We start from the raw sequence: 19,824 nt of genomic DNA, 5'->3' as shown, positions 1-19,824 counted from the left end.
ATTCGACCAAACAACTAAAATCAAACAACTAACAAATGAAAAATTTTTATATCGTTATTGTATTGCTCATAGCAACACAGGTGTATGGACAGCAGGACCCTCAATATACACAGTACATGTATAATATGAATGTAATCAATCCAGCATACGCAGGTTCTAAAGAGAATTTGTCTTTTGGATTGCTTTATCGTACACAATGGGCAGGTATTGATGGTGCTCCAAAAACAGCAACATTTTTTGCGCATTCTCCAATAGGTGAGAAAGTAGGACTAGGTTTATCTGTTATCTCTGATGAGGTAGGACCCGTTAAAGAGACTAATGCTTATGTGGATTTTTCATACACATTAAAATTAGGAGGAGAACACAATTTGGCTTTTGGGCTTAAAGCAGGAGCTACATTTCATGATATAGGTCTAGCAGGTATTGACTTAATAGATCCTAATGATCCATTTTTTGAAAATATAAGCACTACGACACCTAATATTGGAGCTGGATTCTTTTATTACACAGATAGCTATTATTTTGCGGGATCTGTTCCTAATATTTTAAATTCTGTTCATTTAGATGCTAATGGAAATAAAATTGGATCAGAAGTGGCGCATTACTTTTTTACAGGTGGGTATGTATTTGATTTATCTGCAAATACAAAACTTAAGCCATCGTTTTTGGTGAAATCGGCTTTTGATGCACCAACGTCTTTTGATGTTAACCTTAATGCATTACTTTGGAATAAATTTGAAGTAGGTGGATCATATAGATTAGATGATTCTTTTTCTGGTTTAGTTAATTTTGCTATAACACCATCATTGAGAGTAGGATATGCTTACGACAGTGTGACTTCAGACATTAGTAGGTACGCACCTGCATCTCATGAATTTATGCTATTATTTGATTTAAATTTCCCGAAAAAAGTTTCACGTTCACCTAGATTTTTCTAAACATTTAAGCTAATTATTATGAATAAAATATTAACACTTATTACAATTGCAGCGTTAAGTAGTTTTAGCTTAATTGCTCAAAATGCAAGTACAAAAAAAGCAGATAAACATTTCAAAAGATTTGAATTTGTTGAAGCAGCGGAGGATTATGCTAAACTAATTGAAAATGGTAAGGGAGATTCTTACGTCTACAGTCAGTTAGCTGAAGCTTATTATAATGTCTTCAATACTCAAGAGGCAGAACGCTGGTATGCAAAAGCTCTTGAAGGTTCTGATAGTCCAGAAATGATGTTTAAATATTCTCAAATGCTTAAGGCTAACGGGAAATACGAGGCGTCTAATGTTCAAATGGCCAAATTTGCAAAAATGAGACCTAGTGATGATAGAGCAATAGCGTACAATAACAATCCAGACTATTTACCAAAAATATTAGAAAAAGGAAAGAAGTTTAATATTCAGAATTTAGAATTTAATACCAAGTTTTCAGATTTTGGAGGAACCCTTAAAGATGGAAAATTATATATTACTTCTGCTAGAAATACGTCTCGAAAAACATATGGTTGGACTGAAGAACCATTTTTGGATATATATGAATTAGCGAAAAGTGATGACGGTAGCTACCAAGCAGCAGCATTAGTGGAAGATAAGGTAAATACTAAGTATCATGAAGGTCTAGTATCCTTTTCTCCAGATGGTAAGACGATGTATTTTTCAAGAGAAAGCTTTTTTGAAAAGGAGTATGAAAAAGATTCTATTTCAAAATATAGATACAGTTTATTACATTTATTTAAAGCGAAGAAAAGCGATGGTAAATGGAATAACGTAGAAGGTTTTGCCTTAAACAGTGAAAATTATTCAGTAAAAAATCCTGCAGTAAGTACAGATGGTAAAACTTTATACTTCGCATCAGATATGCCTGGAGGCTATGGTTTGTTTGATATTTATAAAGCGAGTATTAACACCGATGGTTCTTTAGGTGAGCCAGTTAATCTAGGTCAAAAGGTAAATACACAAGGTCAAGAAATGTTTCCTTATATAAGCAGTAATAGTACATTATACTTTTCTTCAAACGGACACTTAGGTCTAGGTAATTTAGATGTTTTTTACACAAAAGAAATAGATGGTAAAATGGCTCCAATTAGAAATGTTGGAATTCCAATTAATAGTAATGCAGATGACTTCGCTTTTTATTTAGACGAAGAATCAGAAGAGGGTTACGTGTCTTCAAACAGAGATGGTGGAGTAGGTAGCGACGATGTTTATGCTATTAAAAAATTACAGCCTTTATGTGATGTTTTAATTTCAGGGACAGTTACAGATAGTAAATCGGGTGATCCGATTAATGCAGCGTCAGTCGCGATGTATGATGATCAAGGAAATAAAGTATTGTCAAAAGTCACCAATTCTGATGGTACTGTTGAATTTATTGTTGAATGTGGTAAATCTTCAGAATTAGAAGTTACTAGGGATGGTTTTGAAAGTCAAAGAATTACAGTTTCAGCTTCTGAAGAAGAAGAAGTTGAAGTGAGAATTGCTTTAGATCCAATTGAAGAGATAGTAGGGCCAGAATCAATTAATTTAGATCCTATTTATTTTGATTTTGATAAATCAAACGTAACGGCTCAGGCAGCTTTTGAGTTAGATAAACTAGTTCAAATAATGAATACATATCCAGATTTAGTAATAAACGCTACATCGCATACGGATAGCAGAGGTAACGCTCCTTATAATGAAAAATTATCAGATAGAAGAGCAAAAACAACGGTGCAGTATGTGATTTCTAAAGGAATTGATAAGTCAAGAATTTCTGGAATGGGTAAAGGTGAAAATGAATTAAAGGTGAAGTGTGGTTCAAATTGTACAGATGAAGAGCATCAACTTAATCGAAGATCAGAATTTATTATTGTTAGTGGAGGACCTCAAGCACAATAATTAAAAAAACTTAAATGATTGAATAAACAATATAAAGCCCTGAAATTAATCAATCAGGGCTTTTATTGATTATATCCAAAGGTTTTTCAACAAAAACTTAAATAAACACGAGAAGAATTTAATATAACAACCGCTCAAATGAAAAAAATTATTTTAATAATGGCATTTATTTTTACCTGTTCGTTGGTAGATGCTCAAATTACATCATATCCATATTCTGAAGATTTTGAATCTGGAGATGGAGGTTGGATAGTAGATAACACTGATGGAGGAAGTTGGGCTCTTGGAGCACCAGCTGCTACATTAATTAATAGCGCCGATTCAGGTACTAATGCATGGGTGACTAATTTAACGGGTAACTACAACGCCAATGACGGTGGCCTTGTAACAAGTCCGCTTTTTGATTTATCTGTTTTAAATGCACCGTCTATACAAATGAGTATATGGTGGAATTCAGAATTTAGTTGGGATGGAATGGTTTTACAATCCTCCATAGATGATGGTGCCAGTTGGCAAAATGTTGGAGCTTTTGGTGATCCTAATAATTGGTATAATGACAACTCTATTAATGGTAACCCAGGAGGTCAACAAGAAGGTTGGTCTGGTCGTGGGACTACAAGTTCCGCAGGCTGGGTTGTTGCACGTCACGCACTTACAGGACTTGGAGGAGAATCAAATGTCGTTCTTAGAGTTGCTTTTGGTTCTGACGGTTCTGTTCAAGATGAAGGTTTTGCTTTTGATACAATATCAATTTTTGACGTCAATTGCCCAGAACCTTTTGGGATTTCTGTCGATAATATAACTGCAACTACTGTAGATATTTCATGGATAGCTGGAGGGTCTGAAATGGATTGGGAAATTTTAGTACAACCTATAGGAATAGGACTACCAACGGGTACAGGGACAGCAACAAATAACAATCCATATACTGCTAATGGTCTCACACCAGTCACAGAATATGAAGTTTATTTGAGATCTGATTGTGATGCTGATGGATTTAGTTCTTGGTCAGGTCCTGTTAATTTTCAATCAGGATGTTCTGTGTTTACACCAGAATATGTTGAAAATTTTGAAACTATTATTCCAGATTGTTGGGATGAAGCAGGAAATGGTGACGCAACAACTGGTCCTACTGGTTTAGGTGCAGGTGATTGGAATCCAGACGGATTTTTAAATAACGGTTTTAATGGTGCGTATAAAATTAACTTATGGCAAGCAGCAAAAAGTGATTGGATTTTATCTCCACAATTTGATTTAACAGGTGTACCATTTCAGTTAGATTTTGACTTTGGGATTATGCAATTTGGTAGCAGTACTACAGCAGGAACTTTAGGGTCTGATGATACAGTACAGTTATTAATAAGTACTGATAATGGAGCTACATGGGTGAATTTAGTAACGTTTGATAATACTAGTGCTTTACCCGCGACAGGAACACAAGTAGTGTTTGAGCTAACAGCATATGCTGGACAAATAGTACAATTTGGTATACTAGGATCTGAGGGCACGGTTGACGACGCAGAGGATAATGATGTTTTTGTCGATAACTTTAGAGTACGAGCAATTCCAACCTGTCCAGAGCCAACTGGATTAGCTGTCGATAGCATTACTGCTTTTACGGCAGACATAAGCTGGACAGCAGGTGGAGCAGAGATGGATTGGGAAATTGCTGTACAACCAGTTGGAACTGGTTTACCGGCAGGTCCAGGAACTGCAACACAAGACAACCCTTATACAGCAACGACTTTGACTCCTGTAACAAATTATGAAGTTTGGGTACGGTCAGATTGTGTGGCAAGTGGATTAAGTAGTTGGGTCGGCCCAATTAATTTTCAGACGGGTTGTGACATATTTATTCCAGATTATTTAGAAGACTTTACTACTATTATTCCAGATTGTTGGGATGAGGCAGGAAATGGTGACGCAACAACTGGTCCTGCTGGTTTAGGTGCAGGTGATTGGAATCCAGACGGATTTTTAAATAACGGTTTTAATGGCGCATATAAAATTAACTTATGGCAAGCAGCAAAAAGTGATTGGATTTTATCTCCACAATTTGATTTAACAGGTGGACCATTTCAGGTAGATTTTGACTTTGGGATTATGCAATTTGGTAGTAGTACTACTGCAGGAACTTTAGGGTCTGATGATACAGTACAGTTATTAATAAGTACTGATAATGGAGCTACATGGGTAAATTTAGTAACGTTTGATAATACTAGTGCTGTGCCAGCGACAGGAACACAAGTAGTCTTTGACCTAACAGCATATGCTGGACAAATAGTACAATTTGGTATTTTAGGTTCTGAAGGGACTGTTGATGATACAGCAGATAATGATGTTTTTGTTGATAATTTTAGAGTACGTGCTATACCAGATTGTTTAGAACCAACAGGGTTATTAGTATCAAATGTTTCTGGAACCACTGTAGACGTTACATGGAATGCAGGAGCGGGTGAAACAAGTTGGGAATATATAGTGATTCCAGCGGGAACAGGTCCTCCAACAGGATCTGGTACGGTGACAACGACAACATCAGTAGCAGTTACTGGTTTAGAGTTTAGTACAGATTATGAGGTTTGGGTAAGAGCAAACTGTGATGCTAATGGATTTAGTACGTGGGTCGGTCCTGGTGAATTTACGACGACAATTGAATCTGATTTTACGGTAGATTGTGGTTCAGGTCCAGTAACCGGATTCTTGTGTTATGAAAATAACGATTCTATAATTTTAACATACACAAGTTCTGATGGGTCATTACTTAATTTAACTATTAATCAAGGTGAAATAGAAGGAGCTCCCTTCGATTTCTTATTGATAACAGATGGTGATGGTACAGTATTATATAATGATGAAGGAGATAACGGAGATATTTCTGGTCTAACCTTCCAATCTATTACCGATACAATTACAATTCAAGTGCTCTCAGATGGTTCTGTGAGTTGTGACTCTGGTTCATTTACTGACGGTATAGACTTTACTGTTGCTTGTGCAACTTGTATTAATCCTGCTGCTACTTATCAAATTATTGATGATTGTGCCAATGGAGATCAGTTTTTAGTAGATGTAAATGTAACATCACTAGGAGATGCTACATCGCTTACTATTTCTAATAATATGGATGCAAATACGATATCTGCAACAGCAATAGGGGTGTACCAAGTTGGACCATTTCCTTTTGCTACTGATGTTGTAATTACTTTAAGCAATAATCAAGATGTTAACTGCGTCATTAACAGTTCTGCTATTCGATTAGAAGCCTGTCCTCCAGTTAATGATAATCCGTGTAATGCAACTGTCGCTGTAGTTAATGCAGATGATAGTTGTGATGTTTTTACATCAGGAACGTTATTGGAAGCTACAGATTCTGGAATTGTAGATGGAACGTGTGGAGGTGATCCAGATGATGACGTTTGGTTTGAATTTACTGCACTAAATGAATTTCAAATTATTCAATTAACTAATATAGATGGTGGAGGATTCTTTCAGAATTTAGATCACGCCCTTTATGAAGGAGCTTGTGATACGCCTATAGAATTGTATTGTTCTGATGCTGACGCAAGTCTTACGACATCATTAACGGTTGGTAACACTTACTTTGTAAGAGTGTTTTCTGCGGGTAGTGAAGGTGTAGATTACACTTTTGACTTATGCATAAGACCGGGTTCTGGAAATGTATCGGTCGATCAAACAACTTATACAGTTGAGGAGTTAGTAACCGATATTTTAATAAATAGTCCATGTGCTCAAATTACTAATATCACATCATCTACTGGATCAGATTTTGGAGATGTCAATGGTATAGGCTACTTTTCTTCAGATGAAGGAAGTTTCCCGTTTGAAGAGGGGATTCTGCTAACATCAGGGAATGCAGCACTAGCTGGAGGTCCTAACTTTAATGCAATGAGTGATGGTGGTTTTGCGTGGGCTGGAGATCTTGAATTAGATGCTGCAGTTGGAATTAATTCTAATAATGCGTCTATAATAGAGTTTGACTTCGTGCCTTTAACTGATGAAATTAGTTTTGATTTCTTAATGGCTTCGGAAGAATATAATGGATCCACAGGAGGTACTTTTGAATGTACATTCTCAGATGCCTTTGCTTTTTTATTAACTGATGAGTTTGGGGTTACAACTAATCTAGCGGTACTTCCAGGAACGACTACACCAATTTTAGTGACTAATATTCATCCAGAAAATCCTGGATGTCCTGCAATAAACGAAGAGTTTTTCGGTGGATATATACCTCCAAACTTACCGCCAATTTCTTTTGATGGCAGAACGACAGTGTTTACAGCATCTGCTCCAGTAAATATAGGTTCAACATATAGTATCAAATTAGTGATCGCAGATGCAAGTGATACCGCATTAGATTCTGGGGTATTCTTAAAAGCTGGAAGTTTTGATATTGGTGAGGTTGAATTAGGAGTAGACATCACAGTTGATGCTGGAACTGCAGTTTGTATTGGAGAGGAGATTATTTTGGAAACACAAGCACCATCTGTGGCTCATGTATGGTTCAAAGATGGTTTCCAAATTCCTGGAGAAACTACTAATACGTTACTTGTTACCGAAGATGGTACGTATACAACCCAAATTATATTTTCACCGTCTTGTATTATAGAGGATGAAATTATTATAGAGTTTTTACAATTACCAATTGCAAACATGCCTGCTGATATTGTAGAATGCTCAACAACGGGGTTTGCTATTTTTGACTTAAACGTTAATAATGATGAAGTTTTAGCTGGACAAAGTCCAGTTGATTTTACATTAACATATCATGAAACAGAAGACGACGCTAACAACGATGCCAATCCACTAGCATTAACTTATTCTAATGTATCCGATCCTCAGATAATCTATGCAAGAGTAGAGAATAATGTGACCGGTTGTTTCAATACTACAACATTTAGTCTACTAACTTCCCAACCATCATTTGCAGCAGCAAGTGTTGAGATTATTGGATGTGATAATGATAATGATGGAGTGGGAGAGTTTGATTTAGAGGCTCATGATGTATTAGTCCTTGATGGTTTAGATGCTTCACAATTTATAGTAACGTATTATGCGACACAGGCAGATGCAGATTTAGGAATAAGTCCATTGATGTCACTATACGACAGCTCAGGAGAAACGATATATGTTAGATTAGAATCTATTGACTATATAGATTGTTTTGTAACGAATAGTTTTAATTTAGTACTAGGTACTAAACCAGAAACAACGTTTACAGAGGACTTTGATTATGAAGTTTGTCCTGGGGCAACAGTGCCAATTATCTTAGAGGCTACGCCGGTAAACTATGATACGACTCAAGTATCAATTAGTTGGTTTTATGCTTTTGATGCGAGTGCAACGCCAGAACTAATTACAGGAGAAAATGGTTTAACACTTCCTGTATTAGAAGGAGGTATTTATACGATTGAAATTTCTTTTAATGATACGGGTTGTACGTCCTCTCAATCACAAGAAGTTATTCAACTAGAAAGCTGTTTCATTCCGCAAGGGATTTCTCCAAATGGAGATGGATTAAATGACAGTTTCGATTTAAGTAACTTTAGAGTGACGAGATTAGAAATCTTCAATAGATATGGTTCATCTGTTTATCAAAAAAACAATTATGTTGATGAATGGTTTGGACAATCAGATAAAGGAGATGAATTACCTGTTGGCACCTATTTCTACTCCGTAGAATTTGAGGATAAAGAAAGTGAAACAGGCTGGGTTTATATTCAAAGAGAAAACTAATAATCAACCAAAATTTTAGATTACTAAAAACCTCTAACGTGAATTCGTTAGAGGTTTTTTATGTTTACTATGTTGCGCTTTTTTATAATGCAATTAATATAATAATGGATAGTAAAATACTAGCAAATAATAAAGACCATAGCAACCAGATATTATAAGATTCGGGTTTTTGCTTACTGTTTAATTTTGCATTTAAAACCTTTCTTTTCTTTCCGCTGTACTGAATCCAGTTTTTGAACATCAAGAATATACTAGCCATAATAAATAATGCCCAAGCATTCCCAGAAGACATGGTTCTAGAATTCATTTCATTTAAAAATGCGGATACAAATAGACCAGATAATAACAGTAACGAACATTGTAAAGAGGTAATGTAATATAATGCTATTGTATTTGCCTTTTTCTTATGTGTAGGTTTGTAATGTTGAAAAACATTAAAGAAGAGTGTGTCGAAAATATTCATAGTTGATTGTATTGTAAAAGAAAAGCCACATCTAGAAGATGTGGCTTTCTAATTATATTTTTTAGTTTACTGAGCGTCTATACTCACAAAGTCTAATTCGTAAGTTCCGTCAAAATCAGATTGACCACTACCAATATATTTGAAAGCGATATATATTTGACCTGAGCCACACGATAAGTCTACATTACCAGATTCAAACCAATCTCCAAAGAAATCACTGTCTTGAGTTACATAAGCGTCTGAAACAAGTCCCCAAGTTGCAGATGTTACTCCAGCTTCAGTGCCATCCCAGTCATTTGAGAATACAATCTCCATTTCACTACCATCTGAGAAACTACTAGAGGTTTCAAAGTTTAATGTTGCTCCTGCATTTGTATCTAAATCAATTTGTGGTGTAATTAACCAAGCAATAGTACTTACATCACCAGAATTAAACGATCCAACCCTAGCAGAGACTCCTTGCGAAGCATTTGTTCCTCCAGCGGTAAATGCTTCCCAACCTTCAGATCCTGCTTCGATGAAATTTGTCCAACCGTTCCCAGAAATTAATGAGTTTGTAGATTGTCCTTCAAAATCATCCTCAAATAAATTATTGGTTCCAGTTGTTGCTGCTAGTCCACATTCTAATTCAATTGGATCACACCTTTCAGAACTTGAAAACGTAATGTCTTCTGGAGAGTTAACTACGACATTAAATGCATCACCAAAGAAGTTTTTTGATAAAATCACATTCATAGATACACGTGTTGTAGGTAAATTTAAAGATTTAAAATCGGCAAAAGTACTCGTGCTAAAAATAACACTACCTTCTGTAGTGCAACTTTCTAACAAACGTTCACCATCAAAACTATCAGACATTTCTGAAGCGAATGTTTTAGGATCAGCTCCTAAAACCTCATCTCTATTAAACTGTACATCCTCTAACTTAACAAATAAGTTGGTTTTGTCATTTGAAAATTCGTTGAATGTAAGAGTTAGTGGCACTACTGTTCCAGATTCTGAAGATCTTTTAATAGTTTCTTCTTCTGAAAAAGCAGGAATTTTTTCCGCATTACCTATGTTTGAGATGATACCCATTGTCAGTACACCATCAATATCGCCAACACTCAAACCTTGAAGTCTTACATATATTTTTCTACCTATATCATATTTTGTAAATAATGGATTTACATCAAGTAGAATTTTGATACCTACAGTTGGGTTTTCTAATTTATCTTGAATAATTAGTTCCTCAAACCAATTTCCACCTTCATCTGTGGAGATTACATAGCCTTCCATGTAATTACTTGCACCATCAAAATCAAAGAGGTGTAATCCTCCAGATTGTGCTACTTGTCCAGCTACTGAACTCATAGTTACTACAGGACCATCTAATGTTGGTTCTACTATGGTTACATTTGGTGTTTTAAAGTCATCGTCTTGCACGCAGGCACTGAATACTACTAAACTTATAAGAAGTAGTAAAATTTTGTTTAAATTCATTGTTTTCATCTTATTTCTTTTCTTTTCCTTAGTGATAAGGACGTTGTTTTTTCTTTTTTAAAATCTAACATATACGTTTAAGTAGTAAGTTGTCCCATTTCCGAAGAAATAACGAGAACCAAAAACTTCTCCATTAGGTCGAGAAGTATCTTCTAAAACACGATCATAAGTTCCTAACCTTGATTGCTCAAATCCTCCTGTTCTAAAAGATTCATTAAATACATTATTTATGGTTGCGAAAAATCCTAAATAGTACCCGTCAATTCTCCACGATTTACCACCTATAATATTTACTAACATATAATCATCAAATTGCTCCTGCTTTAATAAGCCTCTTGCGATATCATCATCATAACCTACGATGGGTTGACCGTCATAATCTGTTGTAAAATTAGCAGATCGTCTTAAGCCACTCGCATCTACATAAGCATTTGAGAAAAAGTTTGAAGTTGCTCCAACCCACCAATAATCTGGATCACGATATTCAAATCCTATTTGGTATGCGCGCTCTGGACCTCCAGCAACATGTAAGTCTTTTAAATTAGTTGTTCCATCTCCAAAACGAACTTCTCCATCAAAGTTATCACTAGTTAAATATAAGTTTGGATTGTTTGAAAAGGTGTATTGACCAAAAGAAGCAGCTCCTTTTAATTTAATAGTAGGTGTTATTTGAGCTTCAATTCCTAATTCTGCTCCAATATTACGTCTTCCAATATTAGTGGTGACTTCTTGTACAAAGGCGTCACCATTATCAATTCCTAATCCTGCTAAATCTTCAGTAAAATAAAAACCTACATCTGTACCGTTTTCAAATCCAGAATAGAAAGCGGTTAGTCTTGCTTTTACAATTGGGCTTCTATAAATGTAACTTAGATCTATGGCTTGTGCACTTTCGCTTTCAAGACCAGTAACAGTGTTGTTATTTTGTCTCGCGTTGCTATATGAGTTTCGTATTGTTGGCGCTTTCGTAAAATAACTTGTATTCACGTCTATTAAATGACGTCCTGTTACCTTGTAAGTTGCTCCTGCTTTAACACCATAATTTGAAAAATCAAGTTTTTCACCTTTTCCAAATGAATTGTTTAGGAAGTTTCCATTTTCGTAAAGTCCATTTCTTTGATACGATGTTTGTGAAAAATTAGCACCAATATAGAAATCTACTTTATTATATTTAAACTGCGCTTGAGCAAATGCGCTAATGACATCTGCATTTATGTCATAATTATATTTATAACGATCGCCTTCTTGTACAATTCTATTTGGGTTGTTTGTATCACTTTGCGCTAAATCTTCTAATGACACAGGGGTTCCTCCTACGGTTTCCTCAGCAAAGAAATCAACGTCTAAAAATCCGGTACCGCCTAAAAGATCTTTTAGCTCTGCAAAGTTTTCACTTTTAAGATTTCGGTAGCTTAGGTTTGCGTTTAATCTAATACGATCGGATAGGTCAGTGTCTAATATGGTATTAATACTAAATTGAGAATCATCATTTCTATCTTCTTGAATAGCATAAATAGAGTTTCCACCTTGATTTCTTGCAATGTCATTTCCAAGATACAAGGCGTTCCAATCAAATTGACCATCATTTCTAAAATCTTGTTCTGCCAAATAAGCTTGTTGATAGTTGTAAGGACTTAAGTTGGGAAAACGTAAGTGATAGCTAGGTAGATTTTGATAATATGCTGGATCTGGATTCCTTGCACCACCAATGTATGAGTTTTGCCCATTAAAATCGACTAGTCGTGTTCCACCATTATCTACTCTAGTGTTTCCAATTGTACCAAATTGATAGGCGACATTGGTATTAAGTTTAATTTTTGATGAGATGTCCCAAAAGTGGTTTAACATTAAAATTGGTTCATTAATTTCTCTAACTCTAGAGTTTCTAATTTCACCATCTTGTTCTCCCCAAAGTGGATTGTATGTATTCCCCTTTAAATTAAATACTTCTTGAGTGATTGCTGTAGAACGTCCTCTTCTATTTTGAGCATAAATGCTGGTAAAGTTAATACTGTGTTTTTCGTTAATCTTTTTTTCAACAGCTGCAAAGAAAGAATTAGAGTCATATAATGTACCATCTACAAAGCCTTCATCTCCATAACGACGAGATGCTAAAATAGAATAAGACCAGCCACCTTCAAGTATTCCGGAATTATAACTTGCCATAACGCGTCCTGTATAACTTCTATTAGCAGATGCGAAAGAAATTCTTCCTCCTTTTCTGTATTTAGAGGCTCTCATTATAATGTTATTTGATCCTGCCAAATCACCGAAGGTGTAGTCGTTTGCAGACATACCCATAGTAAATTCTTGGTTTCGTTGAATATCATTTAGTCCACCCCAATTTCCCCATTGTGGTCGACCACTAAATTGTTTGTTCATTTCAATACCATTGATAAGAATCTTACCGTTCGCATTATCTAAACCTCTAGGTCTAAAAAATGTTGCGCTAAAATCAAAAGCAGCTGCATTTAAGAACACGTCTCTAGAGGCTTGCAGTAGGCCAGAGATGTTATCTGTAAGACCGTCATCTTCGCTATTTAAATTATCATCAGAAATTGAAATAATGAATAAATCTTTTTTGTCACTTGAATCATAGTCTAGTGTCATACCACTAATGTCTACAGTTTTACCTTCGTTGACAACGATAGGATAACGCTTGGTTTCGTAATCTATTTTCTCAATTTTTAAAACCTGTTCTCCCAAAGGGATAATACCAGGGAATTGAAACTCACCATTGGCATCTGTTCGCACAACCTGGGCAGTTTCTTCAATGGTAACAGTAACATCAGGAATTGGTTCACCAGTAGTCCCATCAAGCACGCTACCTTTTATGATAGTATCCTGTGCAAATGATGTGAGCACGGAGAACACCCCAAATAATAAAATTAAAAAACTTTTTTTCATGCCTAATCTTTAGTTAATAATTTGGTTGCGCATTAAATAATAGTTATTTAAAGCGTACAAATTTACATTTTTTATAATAAATACATACTTTTGGCTCAAGTTTTGCTCGCATCAAAACGATAATATAATACCTTACTATGAGACTAAAATATTTTTCATTAATATTAATTTGTTTTCTAATCACATTTACTGGTTTTTCCCAGGGTGAGAAACAAGAAAAACGATTCAAAATTCACACGGTAGCCTTCTATAATTTAGAAAATTTATTTGATACTATTAATGACACCACTAAGTTTGATGAGAAAAGTCCAATAATGGAAATCAAGGCAGATAGAGAGGCGATTTATGTTAAAAAAGTAAAGAATATGGCGCGTGTTATTGCAGATATTGGTGCAGATGTAACAGGTAACACACCTGCTATTATTGGTGTCTGTGAAGTAGAAAACAGGCAAGTATTAGTGGATCTTGTTAACGATCCTCTTTTATTGGCTAAAGATTATGGGATTATTCATTATGATTCTCCAGATGCCAGAGGAATTGATGTTGCTTTATTGTATCAAAAAGACCTTTTTAAACCAATAAGTCACGGGTCTTATGAGGTTAAAATTTATGACGATAAAACAAGAAAGCGCACACAAACAAGAGATCAATTATTAGTAACTGGTGAGTTGGATGGTGATCTTATTCATGTCATAGTTAACCATTGGCCGTCGAGAAGTGGAGGCGAAGCAAGGAGTAGACCAAAACGTGTTGCTGCTGCAAAAGTAAGTAAACACATCAAAGATTCTTTACAGGTTAAAGATCCTTATGCAAAGATTTTTATTATGGGAGATTTAAATGATGATCCAACTAATGAAAGTGTAAAGGATGTTTTAAATGCAAAAAGTGATAAAGAAGATGTTGATTTGAAGGATATATATAATCCTTACGAGGATATGTTTAAAAAGAGCGGTTATGGGACAACAGCCTATAGAGATGCTTGGAGTTTGTTTGATCAAATCATGTTCACTAAAGAGTTGATAAAAAAAGATGATTATACGTCATTTAGATTTTACAAAGCAGGTATTTATAATAAACAATATTTGACAAATAAAAGAGGTCGTTATAAAGGCTACCCATTTAGAAGTTTCTCTAGTGGCTTTACTGGAGGTTTTAGTGATCACTTCCCTGTCTATGTTTACTTAATTAAAGAAGTTAAGGAGTAATCATAAGTTTAAGAACAAGAAAATGCGCTATTAATTTAATAGCGCATTTTCTTATGTTAACAAGTCTTAGAACCAAACATTCCATGGAATTTTAGCCAAGACTAATATCAATGCTAGTGTATAAAAAATAGCTAACATTTTGAATTTTGAGTTAGACGTTAATTTTTTCTTATGCTTAGAGTAACCCATTGTGATTAATACAACAGCAAGAATCATAGCAATTGGATGCTCAATAATGTTTGAGCGTAAAGCTTTATTTTTCATAACCTCACCCATTCCCATATCGTTAATGGTTGATAGATAATTGGACGCAAAGAAAAGCACGATTCCTATAAGTAATTGAATATGTGATACAATTAATGTAAATAGAGAAATTCTAAAATCTACGGCATGAAATTCTTTTTTTCTAAAAAACTTTATCAATGCATTAATTGTGGCTATAACTAGCATAATAAATACGAGATAAGCCCAATAAGAGTGAATCATTTTAACAACATTGTACATCGTTGGTGGTTTTAAAATTATGAACGCAAAGGTAATAATTTAAACGATATTTTATTCTGAAATTGAAATCAACCGTTTCACTTCATTACCAAAATCGTCTACAACGGTTATTGTGTGTTTTCCTTTCTTCGGTAAAATAGCTAATTCGTGAATGTCTTTGGTAGTGCCTACATAGGTTTTGTCTACATACCAATACACACTAGATTCTGGTTTAGAATGGGTAATTTTTAGAATGAGCTCATTGGTTTTACCATCGAAATCCTTAGGAAGAAAAAGCGCATTGTTTTTCTTGGGATAAATAAAATCCATGGTCACCTGATTTTCTCCCATACAATCTAAACGCAGTTTAGGAAGCGGTTTATAAAATGGGTTTTTAGTCTTATAATAATGTGCTTTTAAAGGCGGTAATACAAACCAAGATTTATGTTTGATATTGCTTAAATTTTCACACGAGGAATTAACTTGATATGTTTCTGTTGCATCAACATGAGTTAAAATATGGTATGGACATGGCTCCGTTTTCAATCCGCTATTTTGGACATAATTTTGTTCGGTAATATCACAATTTGTTGATGCACGATGACCGCTTTTAGAACAAATCGTAACCTCTCGCATTTCATCATAAGGTTTAGCGAACCAATCGCTATTAGGCAAAATATCAAATACATCAAATAGAATTGGAGCTGCAGTTTGTACTCCAACTAATCCTGGACGACCTTCACCATCTGCATTTCCAACCCAAACACCAACCACATAATCTTTTGTTGTGCCAATGGCCCAAGCATCTCTAAATCCAAAACTAGTTCCTGTTTTCCAAGCAATTTGTTTAGAGTCGTCAAAAAACTCCCAGCTTTCGTCACCTTGGGGGCGATTCACTTTTTTCATACTTTCATATGTGAGGTAGATGGATGCAGCATCAAAAAGTGTTTTTTCTGTAGACTTTTCTCCAAAGTTTATCGTTTCCGAAGCAAAAAAAGTAGGTTCGACAAACTCATTGCTATAATACGCGCTAGACGTTTCAGAAAAATGATTTAAGGTTGAAGATAATGATGCATAACTTTTACATAAATCCCAGAGGTTACTCTCTGCTCCCCCAAGTATCAGTGATAACCCATAATGATTGGCATTATATTTTAAATCTTTGAGTTGTAGTTGTTTTAGATATTGATGAAAGCGATCTAGTCCAAAACTCTGAAGCATACGTACCGCAGGTACATTTAAAGAGCGAGATAAAGCTCTACTTGCAGGCACAACACCATCATATTCTTTATTGAAATTCTCAGGATTATAACTCCCGAACTGACTCGGGATATCAGTCACTAGCGTGTTGGGTAATAAATCTCCAGCATCAAGCATAGCAGCATACAAGAAGGGTTTTAAAATACTGCCAGTACTTCGTGGCTTATCAATAATATCCACATCTTTTTGATGTGCTCTATCTGTTGGTGTATTTCCCACGTATGCGAGAACTTTTCTAGTGTGAACGTCTAAAACTAAAACTGATGCATTATAGATTTCATTTTGTTTGAAGACGTTGTATTGGTTTTTTACAATGTAATTGGCACGTTCTTGGAGTTTACTGTCAATAGTTGTTTGCGTCCGTTCTCCACGATTAGTGGTCGCTACTTTTTGAAGTAAATGAGGAGCGATTTCTGGTAATGCATATGGTTTTTCAGGCAAACTTTCAGCGATTGATAAATTGTACGTTAATGAATCTATGATCTCATTTTCAAGGAGCTTTTTTAGTAATCGATTACGTTTTTGTAAAAGACGTTTTTGATTCTTGCCTGGATAAATTAAACTTGGTGCGTTTGGTAAAACGGCTAATGTTGCGCTTTCTGCCCAAGAGAGTTGGTGCGCATCTCTATTAAAATAACGCCAAGATGCAGCATCTAGGCCAACAACATTGCCTCCAAATGGAGCGTTACTGCTATAATAAGCTAGAATATCTTCTTTAGAATCTCTAAATTCTAATCGCGTTGCTAAAATGATTTCTTTTGCTTTTTCTAGATAGGTTCTAGCTTGTCCTTTTCGAGATAGTCTAATGACTTGCTGAGTTATGGTGCTTCCGCCACGTTTTACTTCTCCAGAACTCACATTATCTTTAAGTGCTTTAAAAATGGAGATGGGATTAAAACCAGGGTGTTCATAGAAATACGCGTCTTCAAATTGTACTATACAGATTTTAAATTTATCGGGAAGACTATCATTGTGAGGGAAACGCCATTGTCCGTCAGATGCAATTTGTGCTCCCAAAAGTTCATTCTTTTGACTCGTAATTACGGTTGCTGTAGGATCCTTAAATAAATCACTTGGTAAGCAGAAGTAATACACAATTAATAGTAGAGCAAACACTACAGATTTCTTTTTATGTCGCTTTATTAATTGGAAAAAACTATACATGAACTATACAAGAGTGTTTATTAAAAATATTTACAATAAATATACTTAATTTAAGCATTTTACAATAGTTATAAAACGTGAATAAACACTTAATTTATCTTAAAGTTATTATAATTTTCAGCATTTTTTTCTCTTCGGAAAATATTTATGCTCAATTAGAATTTTGTCAAGGAAATTCTGGTGATCAAATTTTTGTTGAAAATTTTGGTACTGGTCTTTCAGATTCACCTTTACCAGCAGGAACGACTACATATACATACGCTAATGGTGGAGAACCACTTGATGGAAGATACACTGTAAGTAGTAATACGAATTACTTTGATTGGTTTAGCGTTCAGGACCATACACCAGATGATACCAATGGCAGAATGCTTGTTGTTAATTCAGCAGCGGCAGCAGGAGAGTTTTATAGAACAACTATCAATGGTTTATGTGAAAATACGTCTTACGAATTCTCATCTTGGATATTAAATCTAACACCAGCTGCAGGGTTTTGTGGAGCTGGAGCAATACCGGTGAATGTGAAATTTGAAATTTGGGATAATACAGATACTAATTTATTAGCCTCCGGAGATACTGGAAATATAGGTAGCACATTTACCCCTAATTGGCAACAATTCGCATTAGTATTTCAAACGATTACAAGTCAAACATCTGTCATATTAAAAATGATTAATAATGGAGCCGGAGGATGCGGTAATGATTTAGCCATAGATGATATTACTTTCAAAAGTTGCGGTGATTTTATTGAAGTACTAAATACGGACTCTTTTGATTCTGTTGCGTTATGCAGTAGTTCTACACCATACGATACAATATTAACAGCGACGCCAGATAACGTAGTATTTAGCAGTCACTTCTATCAATGGCAAGAAAGTTTTGATACTGTTTCTTGGTCGGATCTCCCAGGTGAAACAAACGAGAATTTAGCTGTTTCGGGTGTTACAACAACAATTTATTACAGAGCTAAAGTAGCAGAATTTGCTTCTAATTTGAATAATAACGATTGTAATACGTTTTCAAATGTTTTTGAAATTATTATTACTCAAGCACCAACTCAACCTGCTATAGAATGTTGGGAAATAGCAACGATTAATGATGTCACGTGCGATTGGGAAATCACAGGTACTCAGCCAACTCAACCTTCAGGACTTGAGTGTTGGGAGATAACAAGTTTTAATACAACAACCTGCAGTTGGGATATCACAGGAACACAACCAAGTCAACCAACAATAGAATGTTGGGAAACAGCAACATTTAATACTGCAACCTGCAGTTGGGATATCACAGGAACACAACCAAGTCAACCAACAATAGAATGTTGGGAAACAGCAACATTTAATACTGCAACCTGTTTATGGGAAGTTACAGGTACTCAGCCAACTCAACCTTCAGGACTTGAGTGTTGGGAGATAACAAGTTTTAATGCAACAACCTGCAGTTGGGATATCACAGGAATACAACCAAGTCAACCAACAATAGAATGTTGGGAAACAGCAACATTTAATACTGCAACCTGTTTATGGGAAGTTACAGGTACTCAGCCAACTCAACCTTCAGGACTAGAATGTTGGGAAACAGCAACATTTAATACTGCAACCTGTTTATGGGAAGTTACAGGTACTCAGCCAGCCCAACCGACAGGGCTTGAATGTTGGGAAACAACTAGTTTTAATACAACAATCTGCAGTTGGGATATCACAGGAACACAACCAAGTCAACCAACATTAGAGTGTTATGAAACCACCACTTTTAATAACACAACGTGTATTTGGGATGTGACAGGAACACAACCATTAGAGCCAACTGGCCTTGAATGTTGGGAATCAACAACTTTTAATGATATCGCCTGTACTTGGGAGATCTCAGGAACAGAACCAGTAGTAGCCAACCCGCCACCACCATTAGAAGATTGTGATCCAGACAGTGATGGTTTTGGGGTATTTGATTTAGGGAGTATGGATAATGAAATTACAGGAGGCGATCCCAGTTTAACGGTAAGTTACCATGAGACTATGGCAGATGCAAATAACAATGTGAACCCATTAGCGAGTCCATACAATAATATTGTAGAAGACCAACAAACGATTTATGTGCGTGTAGAAAGCTCAACGATAGCGACTAACTGCGCAACGATTGTAGAATTAATACTAGAGGTTAATCCAACACCACAATTAGGGGCATCACCAACGCCATTGGAGGTCTGTGATGATTTATTGGCAGATGGTTTTGCGCAATT

General features: G+C 35.4%; 9 protein-coding genes and 1 pseudogene. 5 read left to right on the top strand and 5 right to left on the bottom strand.

Going from position 1 to position 19,824, the window contains the following annotated elements; all coding sequences use genetic code 11:
- Window positions 1-35: 35 nt before the first annotated feature.
- From H593_RS0107565 to H593_RS19955, 3 genes are all read left to right on the top strand, one after another.
- Window positions 36-938, top strand: coding sequence for a PorP/SprF family type IX secretion system membrane protein (locus H593_RS0107565; RefSeq protein ID WP_028871893.1), 903 nt, complete (start codon window positions 36-38; stop codon window positions 936-938).
- Between the two features lie 18 nt (window positions 939-956).
- Entirely contained in the window at window positions 957-2,870 is a 1,914-nt protein-coding gene (locus H593_RS0107560) for an OmpA family protein (RefSeq protein ID WP_028871892.1), read from the top strand.
- A gap of 138 nt (window positions 2,871-3,008) precedes the next feature.
- Complete coding sequence (locus tag H593_RS19955; protein ID WP_051229656.1) at window positions 3,009-8,621, top strand: choice-of-anchor L domain-containing protein; 5,613 nt, start codon at window positions 3,009-3,011, stop codon at window positions 8,619-8,621.
- A gap of 82 nt (window positions 8,622-8,703) precedes the next feature.
- Here the strand turns inward: H593_RS19955 and H593_RS0107550 are convergent, their stop codons facing one another.
- From H593_RS0107550 to H593_RS0107540, 3 genes are all read right to left on the bottom strand, one after another.
- Window positions 8,704-9,084: a hypothetical protein gene (locus H593_RS0107550; RefSeq protein ID WP_037051755.1), complete on the bottom strand. Its 381-nt coding sequence runs from the start codon at window positions 9,082-9,084 to the stop codon at window positions 8,704-8,706.
- 66 nt (window positions 9,085-9,150) lie between these two features.
- Window positions 9,151-10,566, bottom strand: a complete 1,416-nt coding sequence (locus H593_RS0107545) for a DUF5689 domain-containing protein (RefSeq protein ID WP_157588801.1) — start codon at window positions 10,564-10,566, stop codon at window positions 9,151-9,153.
- A gap of 57 nt (window positions 10,567-10,623) precedes the next feature.
- Window positions 10,624-13,473 (bottom strand): TonB-dependent receptor, encoded by a 2,850-nt coding sequence (locus H593_RS0107540; protein ID WP_028871889.1) that lies wholly within the window; start codon window positions 13,471-13,473, stop codon window positions 10,624-10,626.
- Between the two features lie 137 nt (window positions 13,474-13,610).
- On the opposite strand from H593_RS0107540, the gene H593_RS0107535 reads away from it, so the two are divergent.
- A complete protein-coding gene (locus H593_RS0107535) occupies window positions 13,611-14,678 on the top strand; it encodes an endonuclease/exonuclease/phosphatase family protein (protein WP_028871888.1) in 1,068 nt (355 codons plus the stop codon).
- 66 nt (window positions 14,679-14,744) lie between these two features.
- Here H593_RS0107535 and H593_RS0107530 read toward each other — a convergent pair whose 3' ends face one another.
- Together H593_RS0107530 and pbpC are read right to left on the bottom strand one after the other, a co-directional pair.
- Window positions 14,745-15,182: a hypothetical protein gene (locus H593_RS0107530; protein WP_028871887.1), complete on the bottom strand. Its 438-nt coding sequence runs from the start codon at window positions 15,180-15,182 to the stop codon at window positions 14,745-14,747.
- 51 nt (window positions 15,183-15,233) lie between these two features.
- Window positions 15,234-17,585 carry a penicillin-binding protein 1C gene (pbpC, locus tag H593_RS0107525; RefSeq protein WP_028871886.1) on the bottom strand — a complete coding sequence of 784 codons (2,352 nt, stop codon included), beginning with the start codon at window positions 17,583-17,585 and terminating at the stop codon, window positions 15,234-15,236.
- Between the two features lie 77 nt (window positions 17,586-17,662).
- Here pbpC and H593_RS21220 point away from each other — a divergent pair.
- Window positions 17,663-19,824 (top strand): annotated as a pseudogene (locus tag H593_RS21220) (hypothetical protein); the annotation flags it as partial.

The sequence above is a fragment of the Psychroserpens burtonensis DSM 12212 genome, assembly GCF_000425305.1.
Taxonomy (GTDB): Bacteria; Bacteroidota; Bacteroidia; order Flavobacteriales; family Flavobacteriaceae; genus Psychroserpens; species Psychroserpens burtonensis.
The sequence above is the reverse complement of the archived record's forward strand: the minus strand, read 5'-3'. Positions and strand labels throughout refer to the sequence as shown.